Raw genomic sequence first — 16,696 nt, 5'->3', positions numbered from 1 at the left:
GGTCAGCCGGCGGCGCGCCCTGATGGCCGCCGCGTCTTGCCGAGGATGGAGGCGGTCAGCACGCCGATCGTGACGATGCCGACCAGCACCGTGGAGACGGCGTTGATCTCCGGCGTCACGCCGAGCCGCACCTGGCTGTAGATCCGCATCGGCAGCGTCGTCGCCCCCGGCCCGGTCGTGAAGCTCGCAATGACGAGGTCGTCGAGCGAGAGCGTGAAGGCGAGCATCCAGCCGGCTGCGACGGCCGGGAAGATCACCGGCAGCGTCACCAGGAAGAAGGCGCGGAGCGGCGTCGCGCCGAGGTCGAGCGCGGCCTCCTCCAGCGATCTGTCGAAGGAGCTGAGCCGCGACTGCACGACGACGGCCACGAAGCACATGGAGAAGGTGATGTGGGCGATCGTCACCGTCCAGAAGCCGCGGTCGAAGCCGATCGCGACGAAGAGGAGGAGGAGCGACAGGCCGGTGATGACCTCCGGCATGACGAGGGGCGCGGCCACCATGCCGGAGAACAGCGTCCGGCCGAAGAAGCGGCCGCGCCGGACGAGCGCGATCGCCGCCATCGTGCCGAGCGCCGTGGCCACGGTGGCCGAAAGGAGCGCCACCCGCAGCGTGACCCAGGCCGCGTCGATGAGCTGCTGGTTGTTCAGCATCGACACGTACCAGCGCGTCGAGAACCCGCCCCAGACCGTCACCAGGCGCGAGGCGTTGAAGGAGTAGATGATGAGGAGGACGATCGGCAGATAGAGGAACGCGAAGCCGAGAACGACCGACACCATGTTGAAGGCGCTGAACCGGCGCATCAGGCGACCCCCCCGGTCGCCCGCGCGACCGGCGCAATCGCGCGCAGCACGCGCGCCGGGTTGCCGGCGGCGAGGCTGTCGGCCGGGACGTCGCAGGTGACGACTGCGCCTGCGCCGATCACGGCGCGGTCGCCGATCGTCACGCCGGGCAGGACGATCGCGCCGCCGCCGATCCAGACGTCGTCGCCGATCGTGACCGGCAGCGCGCTTTCCAGGCCGCTCGCGCGGGTGGCGGCATCGAGCGGATGGGTGGCGGTGTAGATCTGCACGGCGGGCGCGATCTGCACCCGGTCGCCGATCGCGATCCTGGCGCAATCGAGGAAGATGCAGCCGTAATTCACGAAGCCGCCCTCGCCGAAGGCGATGTTCGCCCCGTAATCGCAGCGGAACGGGGTCTTCACGACCGTGCCCGCGCCGATCCGGCCGAACAGCGCCGATAGGAGCGCGGCGTGGCGATGCCGGTCGGCCATGTCGAGCGCGTTCAGCTCGCGCAGCAGAAGCTGCGCCCGCTCCATGTCGGCCTGGAGCTCCGGGTCGGTCGCGTCGTAGAGCGCGCCGGCCAGCATCTTCTCCTTCTCGCTCGGCATCAGCGGCCCTCCCCGCCGACGCGCCGCTGCGCGTTCTGAAAGAGGACGATCGGCACCACCAGGAGGACGAGGAGGACGGTCGCGACCGCGCTCGCCACCGGCCAGTCCCGATTGGCGAAGAACTCGTTCCAGAGCGTCTTGCCGATCATCAGCGTGCGCGAGCCGCCGAGGAGGTCCGGGATCACGAACTCGCCGACGGCAGGGATGAAGACGAGGAGCGAGCCGGCCAGCACGCCCGGAAGCGAAAGCGGGACCGTGACCTGCCAGAAGCGCCGGAACGGCCCGGCGCCGAGATCGGCGGCGGCTTCCAGGAGCGCCGGATCCATCTTCTCCATGACCGCGTAGAGCGGCAGCACCATGAAGGGCAGGTAGGAATAGACGATGCCGATATAGACGGCCGTGTCCGTGTTGATGATGGAGAGCGGGCTCGCGATGAGGCCGGTCCAGAGCAGGAACTGGTTGAGCAGGCCCTCGGGCTTCAGGATGCCGATCCAGGCGTAGACGCGGATCAGGAAGGAGGTCCAGAACGGCAGGATCACCATCATCACCAGGACCGGCCGCCAGCCGGCCGGCGCGCGCACCATGCCGTAGGCGAGCGGATAGCCGACGAGGAGCGCGATAACGGTGGAGATCGCCGCGATCCGGAGGCTGGAGACGTAGGACCGCCAGTAGAGCGGGTCGTCGACGAGCCAGGCGTAGTTCTCGAAGGAGAGCTGGGCGAGCTTCTCGCCGATCGCCTCGAGCCCGTCGAAGACCGGCATGTAGGGCGGCATCGCGATCGCCGTCTCCGACAGCGAGATCTTGAAGACGATCACGAAGGGCGCGAGGAAGAAGGCGAGCAGCCAGAGATAGGGGATCCAGGTGACGATCCGGCGCTGCAGCGGCGTGCGGGTCCGGGCCATCGCTCAGTCCGCCAGCACGACGCCGGCATCGTCCGCCCAGGAGAGCCAGACGCGGTCCTCCCAGGTGATCGGGCGCTCGACCGAGCGCGCGGCGTTCAGGAGGCTCGCGCGCACGATCTTCCCGCTCGCCAGCCGCACGTTGTAGATCGACATGTCGCCGAGGTAGGCGATGTCCCAGACCTCGCCCTCGACCGCGTTGCGCTCCCGCTCCGCCGGCGGCTCGTGCGCGATCCTGATCTTCTCCGGGCGGACGGCCACCCAGGCGCTGCGCCCGGCCTCCTGGCCCGCATCGGCATTGGCGACGCGGAGGCGCATGCCGTCCTCGCCGGCGAGCGTCACCGCCCCTTCGGCGCGCCCCTCGACGGTGCCGCCGAAGATGTTCACCGAGCCGATGAAATCGGCGACGTAGCGCGTTCGCGGCGCCTCGTAGATCTCCGCCGGCGTGGCGATCTGGACGATGCGGCCCTGGTTCATCACGGCGATGCGGTCGGCGACCGTCATCGCCTCCTCCTGGTCGTGCGTCACGATCACGAAGGTGAGGCCGAGCGTTTCCTGCAGGTTGATGAGCTCGAACTGCGTCTCCTCGCGCAGCTTCCGGTCGAGCGCGGCGAGCGGCTCGTCGAGGAGCAGCACCTTCGGCCGCTTGGCGAGCGCGCGGGCGAGCGCGACGCGCTGGCGCTGGCCGCCGGAGAGCTGGTCGGGCCTGCGCTTCGCGAAGCCCTCGAGCTTCACCAGCCGCAGCATCTCGGCGACGCGCTCGCGGATCTCCGCATTCGGCAGCCGGTCCTGCTTCAGCCCGAAGGCGATGTTGTTCTCCACGCTCATGTGCGGGAAGAGCGCGTAGGACTGGAACATCATGTTGACCGGCCGGCGGTGCGGCGGCACGGCGGAGAGGTCGCGACCCTCGAGCAGGATCGACCCGTCGCTCGGCTGCTCGAAGCCGGCCAGCATGCGCAGGAGCGTCGTCTTCCCGCAGCCCGAAGGCCCGAGCAGGGCGAAGAACTCGCGCTCGTAGATGGTGAGCGTCTGGTCGTCGACGGCGGTGAAGTCGCCGAAGCGCTTGGTGATGCCGCGGAACTCGATGAAGGGCCTGGCCGCCGGGTCGTTCCAGGGCTGGAACGCGCGGCGGACGGCCCCGAGCACGTGTCTCAACCCGGCCTCTCCCCCTCGACTGGCGCGGCGGGAGCCCGCGTCCCGGGCTCCCGATCCTCTGTCCCGCGGTGCCGCCCGCCGCGGCGCGCGGCTATTGCCCCGACGTGACGCGCGTCCAGGCCCGCGTCACGAGCCGCTGCGTCTGCGGGTCGTAGGGGAGCTTGGTGAAGAGCTTCGCCACGGTCTCCTCGTCCGGATAGATCGCGGGGTCGTTGATGACCTCCTCGTCGAGGAGCTCCTGCGACGCCTTGTTGCCGTTGGCGTAGTAGACATAGTTCGAGGCCTTGGCCGCCACCTCGGGCTTCAGCATGTAGTTGATGAAGGCGTGGGCCGCGTCGGGGTGCGGGGCGTCGGCCGGGATCGCCATCTGGTCGAACCACATCATGGCGCCCTCCTTCGGGATCGAATAGGCGATCTCGACGTCCTGCCCGGCCTCCTCGGCGCGGTCGCGGGCCTGCAGCACGTCGCCCGAATAGCCGACCGCCAGGCAGATGTCGCCGTTGGCGAGCGCGTTGATGTATTCGGAGGAATGGAACTTCTGGACGTGCGGCCGGATGGCGAGGAGGAGCTCCGCCGCCTTGTCGATGTCCTCGGAATTGCGGCTGTCGGGATCGAGCCCGAGATAGGAGAGCGCCGCCGGGATGAGCTCGGTCGGCGCGTCGAGCAGGTGCACGCCGCAATCGGCGAATTTCGAGATCACCTCCGGCTTGAAGATCATGTCCCAGGAATTGACGGGGGCGTCGGGCATCCGCTCCTCGATCTTGGCGACGTTGTAGCCGATCCCGGTCGTGCCCCACATGTAGTTGACGGAATAGGCGTTCTCGGGATCGTAGATGGCGACGCGCTCGGCGATCTCGGGCCAGACGTTCTCGAGGTTCGGCAGCTTCGACTTGTCGAGCTTCTGGAACACGCCGGCCTGGATCTGCCTGGCCAGGAACTCGGCCGAGGGCACCACCACGTCGTAGCCGGTGCCGCCGGCGAGCAGCTTGGTCTCGACGATCTCGTTTGAATCGAAGACGTCGTAGACGACGTCGATGCCGGTCTCCTGCTTGAACTCGGCGAGGATCTCCTCGTCGATATAGTCGGACCAGTTGTAGACGTGGACGACCTTGTCGCCCTGCGCCGAGGCGGGCGCGCCGGCCGTCGCGGCGAGAAGGGTGGCGGCGGCGAACCCGGCGAACAAGCCTCTCAATTGCACCTCCTGTGGCATGCTCTTCCCACGTCGCGCCCGGGCGAACGGACGGACCAGCGGGAACCATATTTCCGGAACGCCGCGGGTTCAACCGAAGCCGAGGCGGAAGCGGCCGACCGGCGCGCCTCGCCGCCGGCTCAGAGCGGCCGACGCACGATCCTGGCGATCAGGCCGACGATGCCCTCGCGGAAGAGCAGCACGCAGACGACGAAGATCGTGCCCTGGATGACCGTCACCCAGGCGCCGAACTCCGCCAGGTAGTTCTGCATGGTGACGACGATCGCCGCGCCGACCATCGGTCCGAACACGGTGCCCATGCCGCCGATCAGCGTCATCAGCACGACCTCGCCGGACATCGCCCAGTGCACGTCGGTGAGGGAGGCGAGCTGGAACACGATCGCCTTCATCGCGCCGGCGAGGCCGGAGAGCCCGGCGGAGAGCACGAACACGATCAGCTTGTAGTGGTTGGCGCGGTAGCCGAGCGAGACCGCCCTCGGCTCGTTGTCGCGGATCGCCTTCAGGATCTGCCCGAACGGCGAATGGATGACGCGGTAGATGAAGAGCAGGGCGAGGAAGAACACGGCCGCGACGATGTAATAGAGGGTGCGGTCGTCGCGGAGATAGATGAAGCCAAACAGCGCGCCGCGCGGCACGGCCTGGATGCCGTCCTCGCCGCCGGTGAACTGCGCCTGGAGCGCGAAGAAGAACACCATCTGCGCGAAGGCGAGCGTCACCATCGCGAAATAGATGCCCTGGCGGCGGATGGCGATCGCCCCGAACACGGCGCCGAGCACGATTGCGACGCCGACGCCCGACAGGATGGCGAGCTCCGGGTTGAGCCCCCAGACCTTGGCGGCGTGCGCCGAGACGTAGCTCGCCATGCCGAAATAGGCGGCGTGGCCGAAGGAGAGGAGCCCGCCATAGCCGAGCAGGAGGTTGAAGGCGGACGCGAACAGGGCGAAGCAGAGCACCTTCATCGCGAAGACGGGATAGACCAGGAACGGCGCGGCGAGGAGCAGCACCGCGAGGCCCGCGAAGATGAAGGCGTGATGCACGTTGGAGCGCGAGCGGCCGGCGAACTCGGTCTCCTCGAAGGGGATCGTCTCGGTCTCGCTTGCCATGTCAGGTCGCCCGTCCGAACAGGCCTGCCGGCTTCACGAGCAGCACGATGGCCATGATGATGAAGATCACGGTGGCGGCGGCCTCCGGGTAGAACACCTTGGTGAGGCCCTCCACGAGGCCGAGCATGAAGCCGGTGACGATGGAGCCGAGGATCGAGCCCATGCCGCCCACCACCACGACCGCGAAGACGATGATGATGAGGTTCGAGCCCATGGTCGGGTTGAGCGAGTAGATCGGCGCGGCGAGCACGCCGGCGAAGCCCGCGAGCGCGACGCCGAAGCCGTAGGTGAGGGTGACGAGGCGCGGCACGTTGATGCCGAAGGCCTGGACCAGAGTCGGGTTCTCCGTCGCCGCGCGCAGATAGGCGCCGAGCCGGGTGCGCTCGATCACGAACCAGGTGGCGAGGCAGACGACGAGCGAGGCAACGACCACCCAGGCGCGGTAGGTCGGCAGGAACATGAAGCCGAGATTGGTGCCGCCGGCGAGCTGGCTCGGGATCGTGTAGGGCAGGCCCGACACGCCGTACTGGTTGCGGAAGAGGCCCTCGATGATGAGGGCGAGGCCGAAGGTCAGGAGCAGGCCGTAAATGTGGTCGAGCTTGTAGAGCCTGGAGATGAGCAGCCGCTCGATCACGATGCCGACCAGGCCGACGGCGATCGGCACCAGCACCAGCGCGTACCAGTAGTTGAGCCCGGCATAGTGCAGCAGCATCCAGGCGAAGAACGCGCCCATCATGTACTGCGCGCCGTGCGTGAAGTTGATGATGTTCAGGAGCCCGAAGATGACCGCGAGCCCGAGGCTCAGCATGGCGTAGAAGGCGCCGTTGATCAGCCCGAGCAGGAGCTGGCCGAACAGGGCGGCGGCCGGGATGCCGAAGATCTCCATCATGCGGCGGCTGTGCTCCTCGAGGGTTGGCGGCGGCGGGTCCGGGGATCCGCCGCCCTGGCGTCGTCGCCTGCGCCCGGAGGCGAGGCGGCTATTGCGTGACGAGCGGGCAGCCGCCGTCGGCGAGCGGCCGGAAGGCCTGGTCGGCCGGGATCGTGGCGAGCACGTTGTAATAGTCCCAGGCGCCCTGCGATTCCTCCGGCTTCTTCACCTGGAAGAGGTACATGTCGTGGACGTGCCGGCCGTCCTGGCGCACCTCGCCCTTGCCGAAGAGCGGGTCCTCGGTCGGCATCTCCTTCATCTTGGCCATGACGGCGCCGGCCTCGTCGGACTGCGCGGCCTCCACCGCCTTCAGGTAATGCAGCACCGCGGCATAGACGCCGGCCTGCACCATGGTCGGCATGTCGCCGTCATGGGCCGCGGCGAAGCGCTTCGACCATTCGCGGGTCTGGTCGTTGAGGTCCCAGTAGAACGCCTCGGTGAGCACCAGGCCCTGCGCCGTCTCCAGCCCGAGCGCGTGGACGTCTGTGAGGAAGATGAGGAGGCCGGCGAGGCTCTGCCCGGCCTGCGTGATGCCGAACTCGGAGGCCTGCTTGATGGCGTTGATCGTGTCGCCGCCGGCATTGGCGAGGCCGATCACCTTGGCGCCCGAGGCCTGCGCCTGCAGCAGGAAGGACGAGAAGTCCTGGCCGGGGAAGGGATGGCGGACGGCGCCGAGCACCTTGCCGCCCTTCTCCTCCACGACCGCCGCCGTATCGCGCTCCAGCGCATGGCCGAAGGCGTAGTCGGCGGTGACGAAGAACCAGCTGTCGCCGCCCTGCTCGACCATCGCGCCGCCGGTGCCGTGGGCGAGCGCCCAGGTGTCGTAGGTCCAGTGGACGAGGTTCGGCGAGCACTTCGACCCGGTCAGGTCGGAGGCGGCGGCGCCGGAATTCAGGAACACCTTGTTCTTCTCGCGCACCACCTCGTTGACGGCAAGGGCGGCCGAGGAGGTCGGCACGTCGACGATGACGTCGACGCCGTCCTGGTCGATCCACTGGCGGGCGACGTTGGAGGCGATGTCCGGCTTGTTCTGGTGGTCGGCCGAGACGATCGTGACGTTGATGCCCTTGCCGGCGGCGTCGAAGTCCTCGACGGCCATGCGCGCGGCGACGACGGAGCCCTCGCCGGAGAGGTCCGCATAGACGCCGGAGCGGTCGTTCAGAACGCCGATCTTCACGTCGATGCCTTGCGCGAGCGCGGTTCCGCTCATCAGTGCGGCGGCCGCCGCGGCAAGGATCAGGCTCTTTACTCGCATGCTACTTCCTCCCGTTCGTATCGCTCAGACGCCGAGATAGGCGTGGAGCTTCTCGCTGTTGGCCTCGAGGTCCTCGTTCCTGAACATGTCGACCACCCGCCCCTGCTCGACGACCCAGTGGCGGTCGGCGACGGTGGAGGCGAAGTGCAGGTTCTGCTCGACGAGCACGATGGTGAAGCCGAGCGTCTTCAGCCGCTGGATGGTGCGGCCGATCTGCTGGACGATGACCGGGGCGAGCCCCTCGGTCGGCTCGTCGAGGAGGAGGAGGCGGGCGCCGGTGCGCAGGATGCGCGCGATCGCCAGCATCTGCTGCTCGCCGCCGGAGAGCTTCGTGCCCTGGCTGCGCAGCCGCTCCTTGAGATTCGGGAAGAGCGCCATGATCGTCTCGACCGGGAGCCCGCCCGGCCGGATGACCGGCGGCAGGAGCAGGTTCTCCTCGACGTCGAGGCTCGCGAAGATGCCGCGCTCCTCGGGGCAATAGCCGATGCCGAGCCGGGCGATCGTGCGCGACGGCAGGCCGACCGTCTCGCGGCCGGCATAGCGGATCGAGCCGCTGCGCTTCTCCAGGATGCCGATGATCGCCTTCAGCGTGGTCGTCTTGCCGGCGCCGTTGCGGCCGATGAGCGTGACGACCTCGCCTTCCCCGACGTCGAAGGCCATGCCGTGGAGGACGTGCGATTCGCCGTACCAGCCGTGCAGGTCGCGCACGGTGAGCAGGCTCTCGGCGGCCGTATCCTCGGGGCGGGCGAGGGTCTGGGCTTCAGGCATGGCCGGTCCCGATATAGGCCTCCAGCACGCGCGGGTCGCTGGAGACGGTGTCGTAGTCGCCTTCGGCGAGCACCTGGCCGCGGGCGAGCACGGTGATCCAGTCGGAGAGCGTCGAGACGACGGAGAGGTTGTGCTCCACCATCAGCACGGTGCGGTCGGCGGAGACGCGCTCGATGAGCGCGGTCGTGCGCTCGACGTCCTCGGCTGCCATGCCGGCGGTCGGCTCGTCGAGCAGCATCAGCTCGGGGTCGAGGGCGAGCGTGGTGGCGATCTCGAGCGCCCGCTTGCGCCCGTAGGAGAGCTCGCCGGCGCGCACGTCGCGGTAGGTCTGGAGGCCGACGTCCTGCAGGAGCCCGTCCGCCTCGCCGTCAAGGCGGTGGAGCACGCGCTCCGAGCGCCAGAAGTCGAACGAATCGCCGCGCCGGCGCTGCAGCGCGACGCGCACGTTCTCGAGCGCGGTGAGGTGCGGGAACACGGCGGAGATCTGGAACGACCGCACGAGGCCGAGCCGGGCGATGTCGGCCGGGGCCATGCGCGTGATGTCGCGGCCGTTATAGGTGATGGACCCGGCGCTCGGCTTCAGGAACTTGGTGAGGAGGTTGAAGCAGGTCGTCTTGCCGGCGCCGTTCGGGCCGATCAAAGCGTGGATGGAGCCGCGGCGGATGGTGAGGTCGACCCCGTCGACGGCGACGAAGCCCTTGAACTCCTTGCGGAGGCCGGACGTGCGCAGAATGACCTCGTCGGTCGCCGCCATGGCCAACCGGCTCCTCCCGACCCGTTCTTCTCGTTCGTCGGGAGAGAGAGAAATCCATCCGGCAGGCGAGGTCAATGCGCCCTTGGGCCTAAAGAAGCGGCAGCGGAGCGGCGCCTCCGATGTCGGCGAGGCTGCGCTGGATGCCAGGGTCGGGCCCGGGCATGACGACAGAGAGAGGGGACTGGCGCGCAGGTCCCTCACCCGACAGAGAGGGGGCCCCGGCCTCGCCTCAGCCGACAGAGAGTGGGGCAGGCGGCGGAGTGGTTCTCGGGGTGGCCTCTTCACTGTCGTCATCGCCGGACTTGATCCGGCGATCCAGGAGCGGCGCTTCCGAGGGGCGAGGCTGTGCTGGATGCCCGGGTCGAGCCCGGGCATGACGACAGAGAGAGGGGACTGGCCTCGGCTCACTCGACGGAGAGGGGGGGCGGGCGGCGGAGTGGTTCTTGGTCTCGCCTCGTACTCTGTCGTCATCGCCGGACTTGATCCGGCGATCCACTCGGCGCGTGCCGTGGGGCGAGGCTGCGCTGGATGCCCGGGTCGAGCCCGGGCATGACGACAGAGGGAGGGGGGCGGCCTTGCCTCACCGGACAGAGGAAGGGGCGCCAGGCCTCGCCTCACTCGACAGAGAGGGCGCGGCGCGCCGGAGTGGTTCTTGGTCTCGCCTCGTACTCTGTCGTCATCGCCGGACTCGATCCGGCGATCCAGCGGCGTCCCCGAGAGGCGAGGCTGTGCTGGATGCCCGGGTCGAGCCCGGGCATGACGACAGAGAGAGACCGAGACGGAGACAGAGATAGAGTGAAGGGCGGGCGGGCCCCGCGGCTCAGTAGATCAGCTCGCAGGTGTCGCTGAAGCGGATGGCGGGGTAGCGCTTCTGGTTGTTGTCGAGCTCCCACTGGCTGCGGGCGAGATAGACCGGGCGGCCGTCGCGGTCCTCGGCCATGGCGCCGATGTTCTCGCCCCTGAACGCTTCGAGCGCCTTCGGGTCGTCGGCGCTCACCCAGCGCGCCGTCACGAAGGGTGCCGTCTCGAGCTCGATGGCGGCGCCGTACTCGCCCTGGACGCGGGACTTCAGCACGTCGAGCTGCAGGATGCCGACCACGCCGACGATCCATTGCGAGCCGAGCGCGGGGCGGAACACCTGGACGAGGCCCTCCTCGGCGAGATCCTCCAGCGCCTGGCGGACCTGCTTCACCTTGCTGGCGTCGCCGGAGAGCACGCGCCGCAGCACTTCCGGCGCGAAGGCCGGCAGGCCGGTGAAGCGGATCGCGTCGCGCTCGGAAAGCGTGTCGCCGACGCGCAGCGTGCCGTGGTTCGGGATGCCGATCACGTCGCCGGCAACCGCATTGTCCGCGATCTGGCGCTCCTGCGCGAAGAACATGACCGGGCTGTGGACGGTGAGCGCCTTGCCGGTGCGCACGTGGTTGAGCTTCATGCCGCGCCGGAACCGGCCCGAGCAGAGCCGGACGAAGGCGATGCGGTCGCGGTGGTTCGGGTCCATGTTGGCCTGGACCTTGAAGACGAATCCGGTGACGGCATCGTCGTCCGGCGGGACGTCGCCGGATTCGCTCGGCTGCGGGCGCGGCGACGGCGCCTCCGCCGCGATCAGGTCGAGCAGCGCGTCGACGGTGTAGTCGCGGAGCGCGCTGCCGAAGACGACGGGCGTGAGATGGCCCTCGCGGAAGGCGGTGCGGTCGAACGCGGAATAACCCTCCTGCGCAAGCGCGACCTGGTCGCGGAACTCGGCGAGCGTCTGCGCGGAGACGTGGGCCTCGAGCTTCGGGTCATCCGGCCCGTCGGTCTCGATCACCGTGTCGAAGGCGCCGCCGCGGCCCTGCGAGGAGGTCAGGAAGCGGTTGCCGACGAGGTCGAACACGCCGTGGAAGTCGGTGCCCATGCCGACCGGCCAGACGACCGGCGCGGCGTCGAGCGCGAGCGTCGATTCGATCTCGTCGAGGAGCTCGAACGGGTGGCGGCCCTCGCGGTCGATCTTGTTCACGAAGGTGACGATGGGGATGTCGCGGAGCCGGCAGACCTCGAAGAGCTTGCGCGTCTGGCTCTCGATGCCCTTGGCGGCGTCGATCACCATCACCGCGGAATCGACCGCCGTGAGCGTCCGGTAGGTGTCCTCCGAGAAGTCCTCGTGGCCCGGCGTGTCGAGGAGGTTGAAGGCGAGCCCGCCGCGCTCGAAGCGCATGACGGTGGACGACACGGAAATGCCGCGCTCGCGCTCGATCGCCATCCAGTCGGAGCGGGTGCGGCGGCGCTCGCCGCGGGCGCGCACGGCGCCGGCGAGCCGGATCGCGCCGCCGGCGAGGAGCAGCTTCTCGGTCAGCGTCGTCTTGCCGGCGTCGGGATGCGAGATGATGGCGAAGGAGCGCCGGGTGCGGTGGTCGAGCGCGTCGGGCGCCGCATTCCCCGGCGCGGCATCGGCGCGCCCGGCATCGCTCTGCAGTCCCAGTCCGCTCATCTCGAAATCACCCGCTGGATCGCCGCCGCGACGGAGCGCCGCAAGACCGGGCGCGAAGGCCCGGCACGGCGCCGAATCGCCCGGCAGAGCGGGCGCGCGACGGCATCCATGTACGGATTCGAACTGCCCTTGTGGAGTCCGGAACGATATCCTGATTCGCGAGGTCTTGAATTCGCCCCCGTTCAAATGATCTATGGCGGGTGCACCTTTGGGCGGCCGTCACACGGACGACACGGCCGCCGGTCATCACGCCAGCCGAGGCACCATGATCGTCTGCTCGTGCAACATCATCACGCGCCGCGCGATCGAGGCGACGATCGAGGAGATCCTCGGCGAGGACCTCTATGCCGTCCTCACGCCGGGCCGCATCTATCACCGCATGGGCAAGCGCGGGAAATGCGGCGGCTGCTTCCCGCAGGTCGTGCGCATCATGCTGGAGCACGGCGAGGCGATCCGCGAGCGCATGAAGGCGGAGGCCGAGGCCGCGCCGCCGCCGGACGAGGAGCGGATCCAGATCGAGGTCGAGCGCGTGACGGTGGTGGTGGAGCGCCGTGTCGCCATCTTGGAACCGCTCTAAAGCACCTTGCCCTTCCCCGCCTCTGGCCTAAAGATGACCGCGACCACGGCCAAGGGGAGCACAATGAAAGGTAGCGAACGCGTCATCGAGAGCCTGAACCAGGCCCTCAAGATGGAGCTCGGCGCGGTGAACCAGTACTGGGTCCACTACCGCCTGCTCGAGGACTGGGGCTTCCAGCGTCTCGCCGACAAGGAGCGGAAGGAATCGATCGAGGAGATGCACCACGCCGACAAGCTGGTGCAGCGCATCATCTTCCTCGAGGGCCATCCCAACCTGCAGACGATCGCGCCGCTGCGCGTCGGCCAGAACATCAAGGAGGTGCTGGAGAGCGACCTTGCCGGAGAATACGACGCCAAGGAGGCCTATACGCGCTTCCGCGACGTCTGCGAGGAGGCGAAGGACTACGTCTCCAAGAACATCTTCGAGGAGCTGCTGACGGACGAGGAGGGCCACATCGACTTCCTCGAGACGCAGCTCGACCTCCTAGGCTCGATCGGCGAGGAGCGCTACAAGCTGCTCCAGGCGAAGCCCGCCGACGAAGCGGAATAGCCTGCCGTCGGTGCGGCCGGGCGCGCCGCACGGGGTGCGCCCGCGGCAGGCGGGAGGCCGCCGGATTCGGCTCGCCTCCGGCCCGCGAGCCGGTATAGTGTCCCCTCCGCAAGCAAGCACCAACGACATCAGGGAGTGAAATCATGAGGTTCTGGAAGACCATGGCGGCGGTGGCGGCGATCTCGCTCGCCAGTTCCGGGGCGGTCCGCGCCGAGACCTTCGTGAACATCCTCACCGGCGGCACGTCGGGCGTCTACTACCCGCTCGGCGTCGCGCTCTCGAAGATCTACGCCTCGATCCCGGACACCCGTCCCTCGGTGCAGGCGACCAAGGCTTCGGTGGAGAACCTCAACCTGCTGCAGCAGGGCAAGGGCGAGATCGCCTTCACGCTCGGCGACAGCCTCGTGCTGGCGGTCGAGGGCAACGCCGATGCCGGCTTCGCCAAGCCGCTCGACAAGCTGCGCACCATCGCCGCGATCTACCCGAACTACATCCAGATCGTCGCCTCGGCCGATTCCGGCATCAAGACGCTCGAGGATCTCCGGGGCAGGAGCGTCTCGGTCGGCGCGCCGAAATCCGGCACCGAGCTCAACGCGCGCGCCATCCTCGGCGCTGCGGGCCTCTCCTACCAGGACCTCGGCAAGGTCGAGTATTTGCCCTTCGCCGAGTCGGTCGAGCTCATGAAGAACCGCCAGCTCGACGCCACGCTGCAATCGGCCGGCCTCGGCGTCGCCTCGATCCGCGACCTCGCCTCCTCGGTCCCGATCACGGTCGTCGAGGTGCCGGCGGAGATCATCGAGAAGATCGGCACGCCCTACATCTCGGCGACCATCCCGGCCGGCACCTATACGGGCCAGGACGCGGACGTGAACTCCGCCGCGGTCGTCAACTACCTGGTCACGAGCGCCGACGTCGACGAGGAGCTCGTCTACCAGATGACGAAGACGATGTTCGAGAACCTCGACCAGATGGCCGCCGCGCATTCCGCCGCCCGCGCGATCAAGCTCGAGGATGCGGCCCAGAACCCGCCGGCGCCGCTGCATCCGGGCGCGGAGCGCTACTTCAAGGAAAACAACGCGATGTGATCGCGGCGGGGCGCTCCGGCGCCCCGCTCACCGCTCCGGCCCCTTCCGGCACGCCCCGATGACAGCTCCCGCCGATTCCACCACGCTTCCCCGCGAGGCGCAGGAATTCGGCTGGGGCATCGGCCGGCACGCGAAGGTCCTGTTCTGGATCGCCGTCACCTTCTCCGCCTACCAGCTCTGGACCGCGGCCTACGCGCCGCTGCCGAGCCAGGTCATCCGCGCGGTCCATGTCGGCTTCCTGCTCCTCCTGCTCTTCGGCCTCGTCGCCGCGCGCGATCCGAGCTCCACCCTCAAGGTCACGGTGCTCTGGGCGATCGGGCTCACCGGCTTTGCGATCGGCCTCTACCACTGGTACTTCTACGCCGAGATCCTGTTCCGGGCCGGCGACCCGAACACGGCCGACATCGTGGTCGGCACGATCCTCGTCGCCATCGTCTTCCTCGCCGGCCGGCTGATGATGGGCTGGGCGCTGCCGACGATCTGCGGCGTGTTCCTGCTCTACGGGCTCTTCGGCGAGTACCTGCCCTCGCCGCTCAATCACCGCGGCTACGGCTACGAGCAGATCATCGACGCGCTCTTCCTCGGCACGGAGGGCATCTACGGCACGCCGATCTACGTCTCGGCGACCTACATCTTCCTGTTCATCCTGTTCGGCGCCTTCCTGGAGCGCGCCGGCATGATCCAGCTCTTCAACGACATCGCGCTCGGCACCGTCGGCCACACCCGCGGCGGCCCGGCCAAGGTCTCCGTCGTCTCCTCCGCGCTGATGGGCACGATCAACGGCTCCGGCGTGGCGAACGTCGTCACGACCGGGCAGTTCACCATCCCGCTCATGAAGAAGTTCGGCTTCCGCCCGGCCTTCGCCGGCGGCGTCGAGGCAACCGCCTCGATGGGCGGGCAGATCATGCCGCCGGTGATGGGCGCGGTCGCCTTCATCATGGCCGAGACGCTCGACATTCCCTACGTCCAGGTCGTGACCGCCGCCGTCGTGCCGGCGATGCTCTATTTCACGACCGTGTTCTGGATGGTGAGCCTGGAGGCGGCCCGGCTCGGGCTGCGCGGGATCCCCAAGGCCGAATGCCCGAGCGCGCTCGGCGCGATCATGCGGCAATGGTACCTGATCCTGCCGCTCGTGGCGCTCGTCTACCTGCTCTTCTCCGGCTACACGCCGCTCTTCTCCGGCATGGTCGGCCTGTCGCTCACCGCGCTCATTGTGCTCGGGGGGCCGGTCGCGCACGCCTCCGGGTCGCTGCCGCTGCGCATGCTGTTCTGGACCGCGCTCGGCCTGCTCGCCGCCGCCGCGTTCCAGACCACCTTCAATCTGGGCGGCTACCGCCTGAGCGGGATCACCGTCATCCTGATCCTCGTCGCGCTGCTCGTGCTCGCCAATTTCTTCGTGCGCGGCGGGCGGGCGACGCTGTCGCTCGCCCTCACGAGCCTCGCCGAGGGCGCCAAGAACGCGCTCCCGGTCGGCATCGCCTGCGCGCTCGTCGGCGTCATCATCGGCATCCTGACGCTGACCGGCGCGGCATCGACCTTCGCCCGCTTCATCGTCTCGGCCGGGGAGGCCTCGCTGTTCCTGTCGCTGGTGCTGACGATGATCACCTGCCTGATCCTCGGCATGGGCATCCCGACCATCCCGAACTACATCATCACGTCCTCGATCGCCGGGCCGGCGCTCCTGGAGCTCGGCGTGCCGCTGATCGTCAGCCACATGTTCGTGTTCTATTTCGGCATCATGGCCGACCTCACGCCGCCGGTCGCGCTCGCAGCCTTCGCGGCCGCGCCGATCGCGCGCGAGACGGGGCTGCGGATCGGCGTGCAGGCGATGCGCGTCGCCATCGCCGGCTTCGTGGTGCCGTTCATGGCGGTCTACACGCCGGCGATCATGCTGCAGGACGGCGGCCCGCTCGCCGCCGCGATCGGCTACTGGCCCGCCGTCGCCTATGCGATCTTCAAGGCGCTGCTCGCCATCTCGCTCTGGGGGGCGGCGACGATCAGCTATCTGCGGGCGCCGCTGCGGCCCTGGGAGCGCATCTGGGCGTTCGCCGGGGCCGCCTTCCTGATCGCCGCCTTGCCGATCACCGACGAGATCGGCTTCGCCGCCTGCGGCGCGTTCCTCGGCTGGCACTACTGGCGCACGCGCCCGGCCGCGCAGCCGGCATGACGGGCTTCTGCCTCGCCGGCGGCGGGGCCGCGGCGAAGGTGGCCGCGCTCGCCTTCTCGCTCTCCTGGACGCACACGATCGAGCGCACCGAATGGTCGGAGCGCTGGGAGGTGCGGCCGGACGGGCTCGTCGTCGTCGAGGCCTCGGTGGCGACCAGCGGGGCCGGCATGGAGCCGCCCGACGGCGCCCGCCTCGCCGGCGGCCGCTACGTCTGGCAGCCGGCCGTGCCGCCGCTCCCCGAGCTGGTGCTGCGGCGGGCGGCGGAGGCCGGCGACTGGACGCTCTGCGCCGCCGGCCGGTGCGATTCCCTCGGCACCTGGCTCGGGACGGAGGCGGACCCGGTGCGCATCGTTCCGGCGGAGGACGGCTGCAGCCCTGGCCGGACCTGAGCC

The 16,696-nt window shown here is 69.0% G+C and carries 16 protein-coding genes; 5 read left to right on the top strand and 11 right to left on the bottom strand.

The window, feature by feature from the left end; translation table 11 throughout:
- Window positions 1-2 precede the first annotated feature (2 nt).
- The 11 genes from ACUN0C_RS00920 to ACUN0C_RS00870 all read right to left on the bottom strand — a co-directional run bounded on the left by ACUN0C_RS00920 (window position 3) and on the right by ACUN0C_RS00870 (window position 11,926).
- Window positions 3-800: an ABC transporter permease gene (locus ACUN0C_RS00920; RefSeq protein WP_445464436.1), complete on the bottom strand. Its 798-nt coding sequence runs from the start codon at window positions 798-800 to the stop codon at window positions 3-5.
- Window positions 800-1,387: a sugar O-acetyltransferase gene (locus ACUN0C_RS00915; RefSeq protein WP_445464435.1), complete on the bottom strand. Its 588-nt coding sequence runs from the start codon at window positions 1,385-1,387 to the stop codon at window positions 800-802. Before ACUN0C_RS00915 ends, ACUN0C_RS00920 begins: the two co-directional genes overlap by 1 nt.
- A complete protein-coding gene (locus ACUN0C_RS00910; protein WP_445464434.1) occupies window positions 1,387-2,289 on the bottom strand; it encodes an ABC transporter permease subunit in 903 nt (300 codons plus the stop codon). Before ACUN0C_RS00910 ends, ACUN0C_RS00915 begins: the two co-directional genes overlap by 1 nt.
- A gap of 3 nt (window positions 2,290-2,292) precedes the next feature.
- A complete protein-coding gene (locus tag ACUN0C_RS00905; protein ID WP_445464433.1) occupies window positions 2,293-3,441 on the bottom strand; it encodes an ABC transporter ATP-binding protein in 1,149 nt (382 codons plus the stop codon).
- Window positions 3,442-3,532: 91 nt separating this feature from the next.
- Window positions 3,533-4,651 carry a polyamine ABC transporter substrate-binding protein gene (locus tag ACUN0C_RS00900; protein ID WP_445464432.1) on the bottom strand — a complete coding sequence of 373 codons (1,119 nt, stop codon included), beginning with the start codon at window positions 4,649-4,651 and terminating at the stop codon, window positions 3,533-3,535.
- A 119-nt stretch (window positions 4,652-4,770) separates the two neighbouring features.
- Window positions 4,771-5,754, bottom strand: a complete 984-nt coding sequence (locus ACUN0C_RS00895; protein ID WP_445464431.1) for a branched-chain amino acid ABC transporter permease — start codon at window positions 5,752-5,754, stop codon at window positions 4,771-4,773.
- Window position 5,755: 1 nt separating this feature from the next.
- On the bottom strand, window positions 5,756-6,643 hold the full coding sequence (locus ACUN0C_RS00890) for a branched-chain amino acid ABC transporter permease (RefSeq protein WP_445464430.1): 888 nt from the start codon (window positions 6,641-6,643) through the stop codon (window positions 5,756-5,758).
- 88 nt (window positions 6,644-6,731) lie between these two features.
- Window positions 6,732-7,937: an ABC transporter substrate-binding protein gene (locus tag ACUN0C_RS00885; protein WP_445464429.1), complete on the bottom strand. Its 1,206-nt coding sequence runs from the start codon at window positions 7,935-7,937 to the stop codon at window positions 6,732-6,734.
- A gap of 24 nt (window positions 7,938-7,961) precedes the next feature.
- On the bottom strand, window positions 7,962-8,705 hold the full coding sequence (locus ACUN0C_RS00880; RefSeq protein ID WP_445464428.1) for an ABC transporter ATP-binding protein: 744 nt from the start codon (window positions 8,703-8,705) through the stop codon (window positions 7,962-7,964).
- Window positions 8,698-9,459, bottom strand: a complete 762-nt coding sequence (locus ACUN0C_RS00875; protein WP_445464427.1) for an ABC transporter ATP-binding protein — start codon at window positions 9,457-9,459, stop codon at window positions 8,698-8,700. The genes ACUN0C_RS00880 and ACUN0C_RS00875 overlap by 8 nt, the downstream gene beginning before the upstream one ends.
- Before the next feature lie 820 nt (window positions 9,460-10,279).
- Complete coding sequence (locus tag ACUN0C_RS00870) at window positions 10,280-11,926, bottom strand: peptide chain release factor 3 (RefSeq protein ID WP_445464426.1); 1,647 nt, start codon at window positions 11,924-11,926, stop codon at window positions 10,280-10,282.
- 265 nt (window positions 11,927-12,191) lie between these two features.
- Between ACUN0C_RS00870 and ACUN0C_RS00865 the strand changes: the two genes are divergently transcribed.
- From ACUN0C_RS00865 to ACUN0C_RS00845, 5 genes are all read left to right on the top strand, one after another.
- Window positions 12,192-12,503, top strand: coding sequence for a (2Fe-2S)-binding protein (locus tag ACUN0C_RS00865; RefSeq protein WP_445464425.1), 312 nt, complete (start codon window positions 12,192-12,194; stop codon window positions 12,501-12,503).
- Between the two features lie 63 nt (window positions 12,504-12,566).
- Window positions 12,567-13,052 (top strand): bacterioferritin, encoded by a 486-nt coding sequence (gene bfr / locus ACUN0C_RS00860; protein WP_445464424.1) that lies wholly within the window; start codon window positions 12,567-12,569, stop codon window positions 13,050-13,052.
- A gap of 143 nt (window positions 13,053-13,195) precedes the next feature.
- Window positions 13,196-14,137 carry a TAXI family TRAP transporter solute-binding subunit gene (locus tag ACUN0C_RS00855; protein WP_445464423.1) on the top strand — a complete coding sequence of 314 codons (942 nt, stop codon included), beginning with the start codon at window positions 13,196-13,198 and terminating at the stop codon, window positions 14,135-14,137.
- A 58-nt stretch (window positions 14,138-14,195) separates the two neighbouring features.
- Window positions 14,196-16,304, top strand: a complete 2,109-nt coding sequence (locus tag ACUN0C_RS00850; protein ID WP_445464422.1) for a TRAP transporter permease — start codon at window positions 14,196-14,198, stop codon at window positions 16,302-16,304.
- On the top strand, window positions 16,301-16,693 hold the full coding sequence (locus ACUN0C_RS00845) for a DUF1850 domain-containing protein (protein WP_445464421.1): 393 nt from the start codon (window positions 16,301-16,303) through the stop codon (window positions 16,691-16,693). Before ACUN0C_RS00850 ends, ACUN0C_RS00845 begins: the two co-directional genes overlap by 4 nt.
- Window positions 16,694-16,696: the final 3 nt, after the last annotated feature.

The sequence above is a fragment of the Faunimonas sp. B44 genome, assembly GCF_052655945.1.
This window is presented reverse-complemented; position numbering and strand designations above follow the sequence as displayed.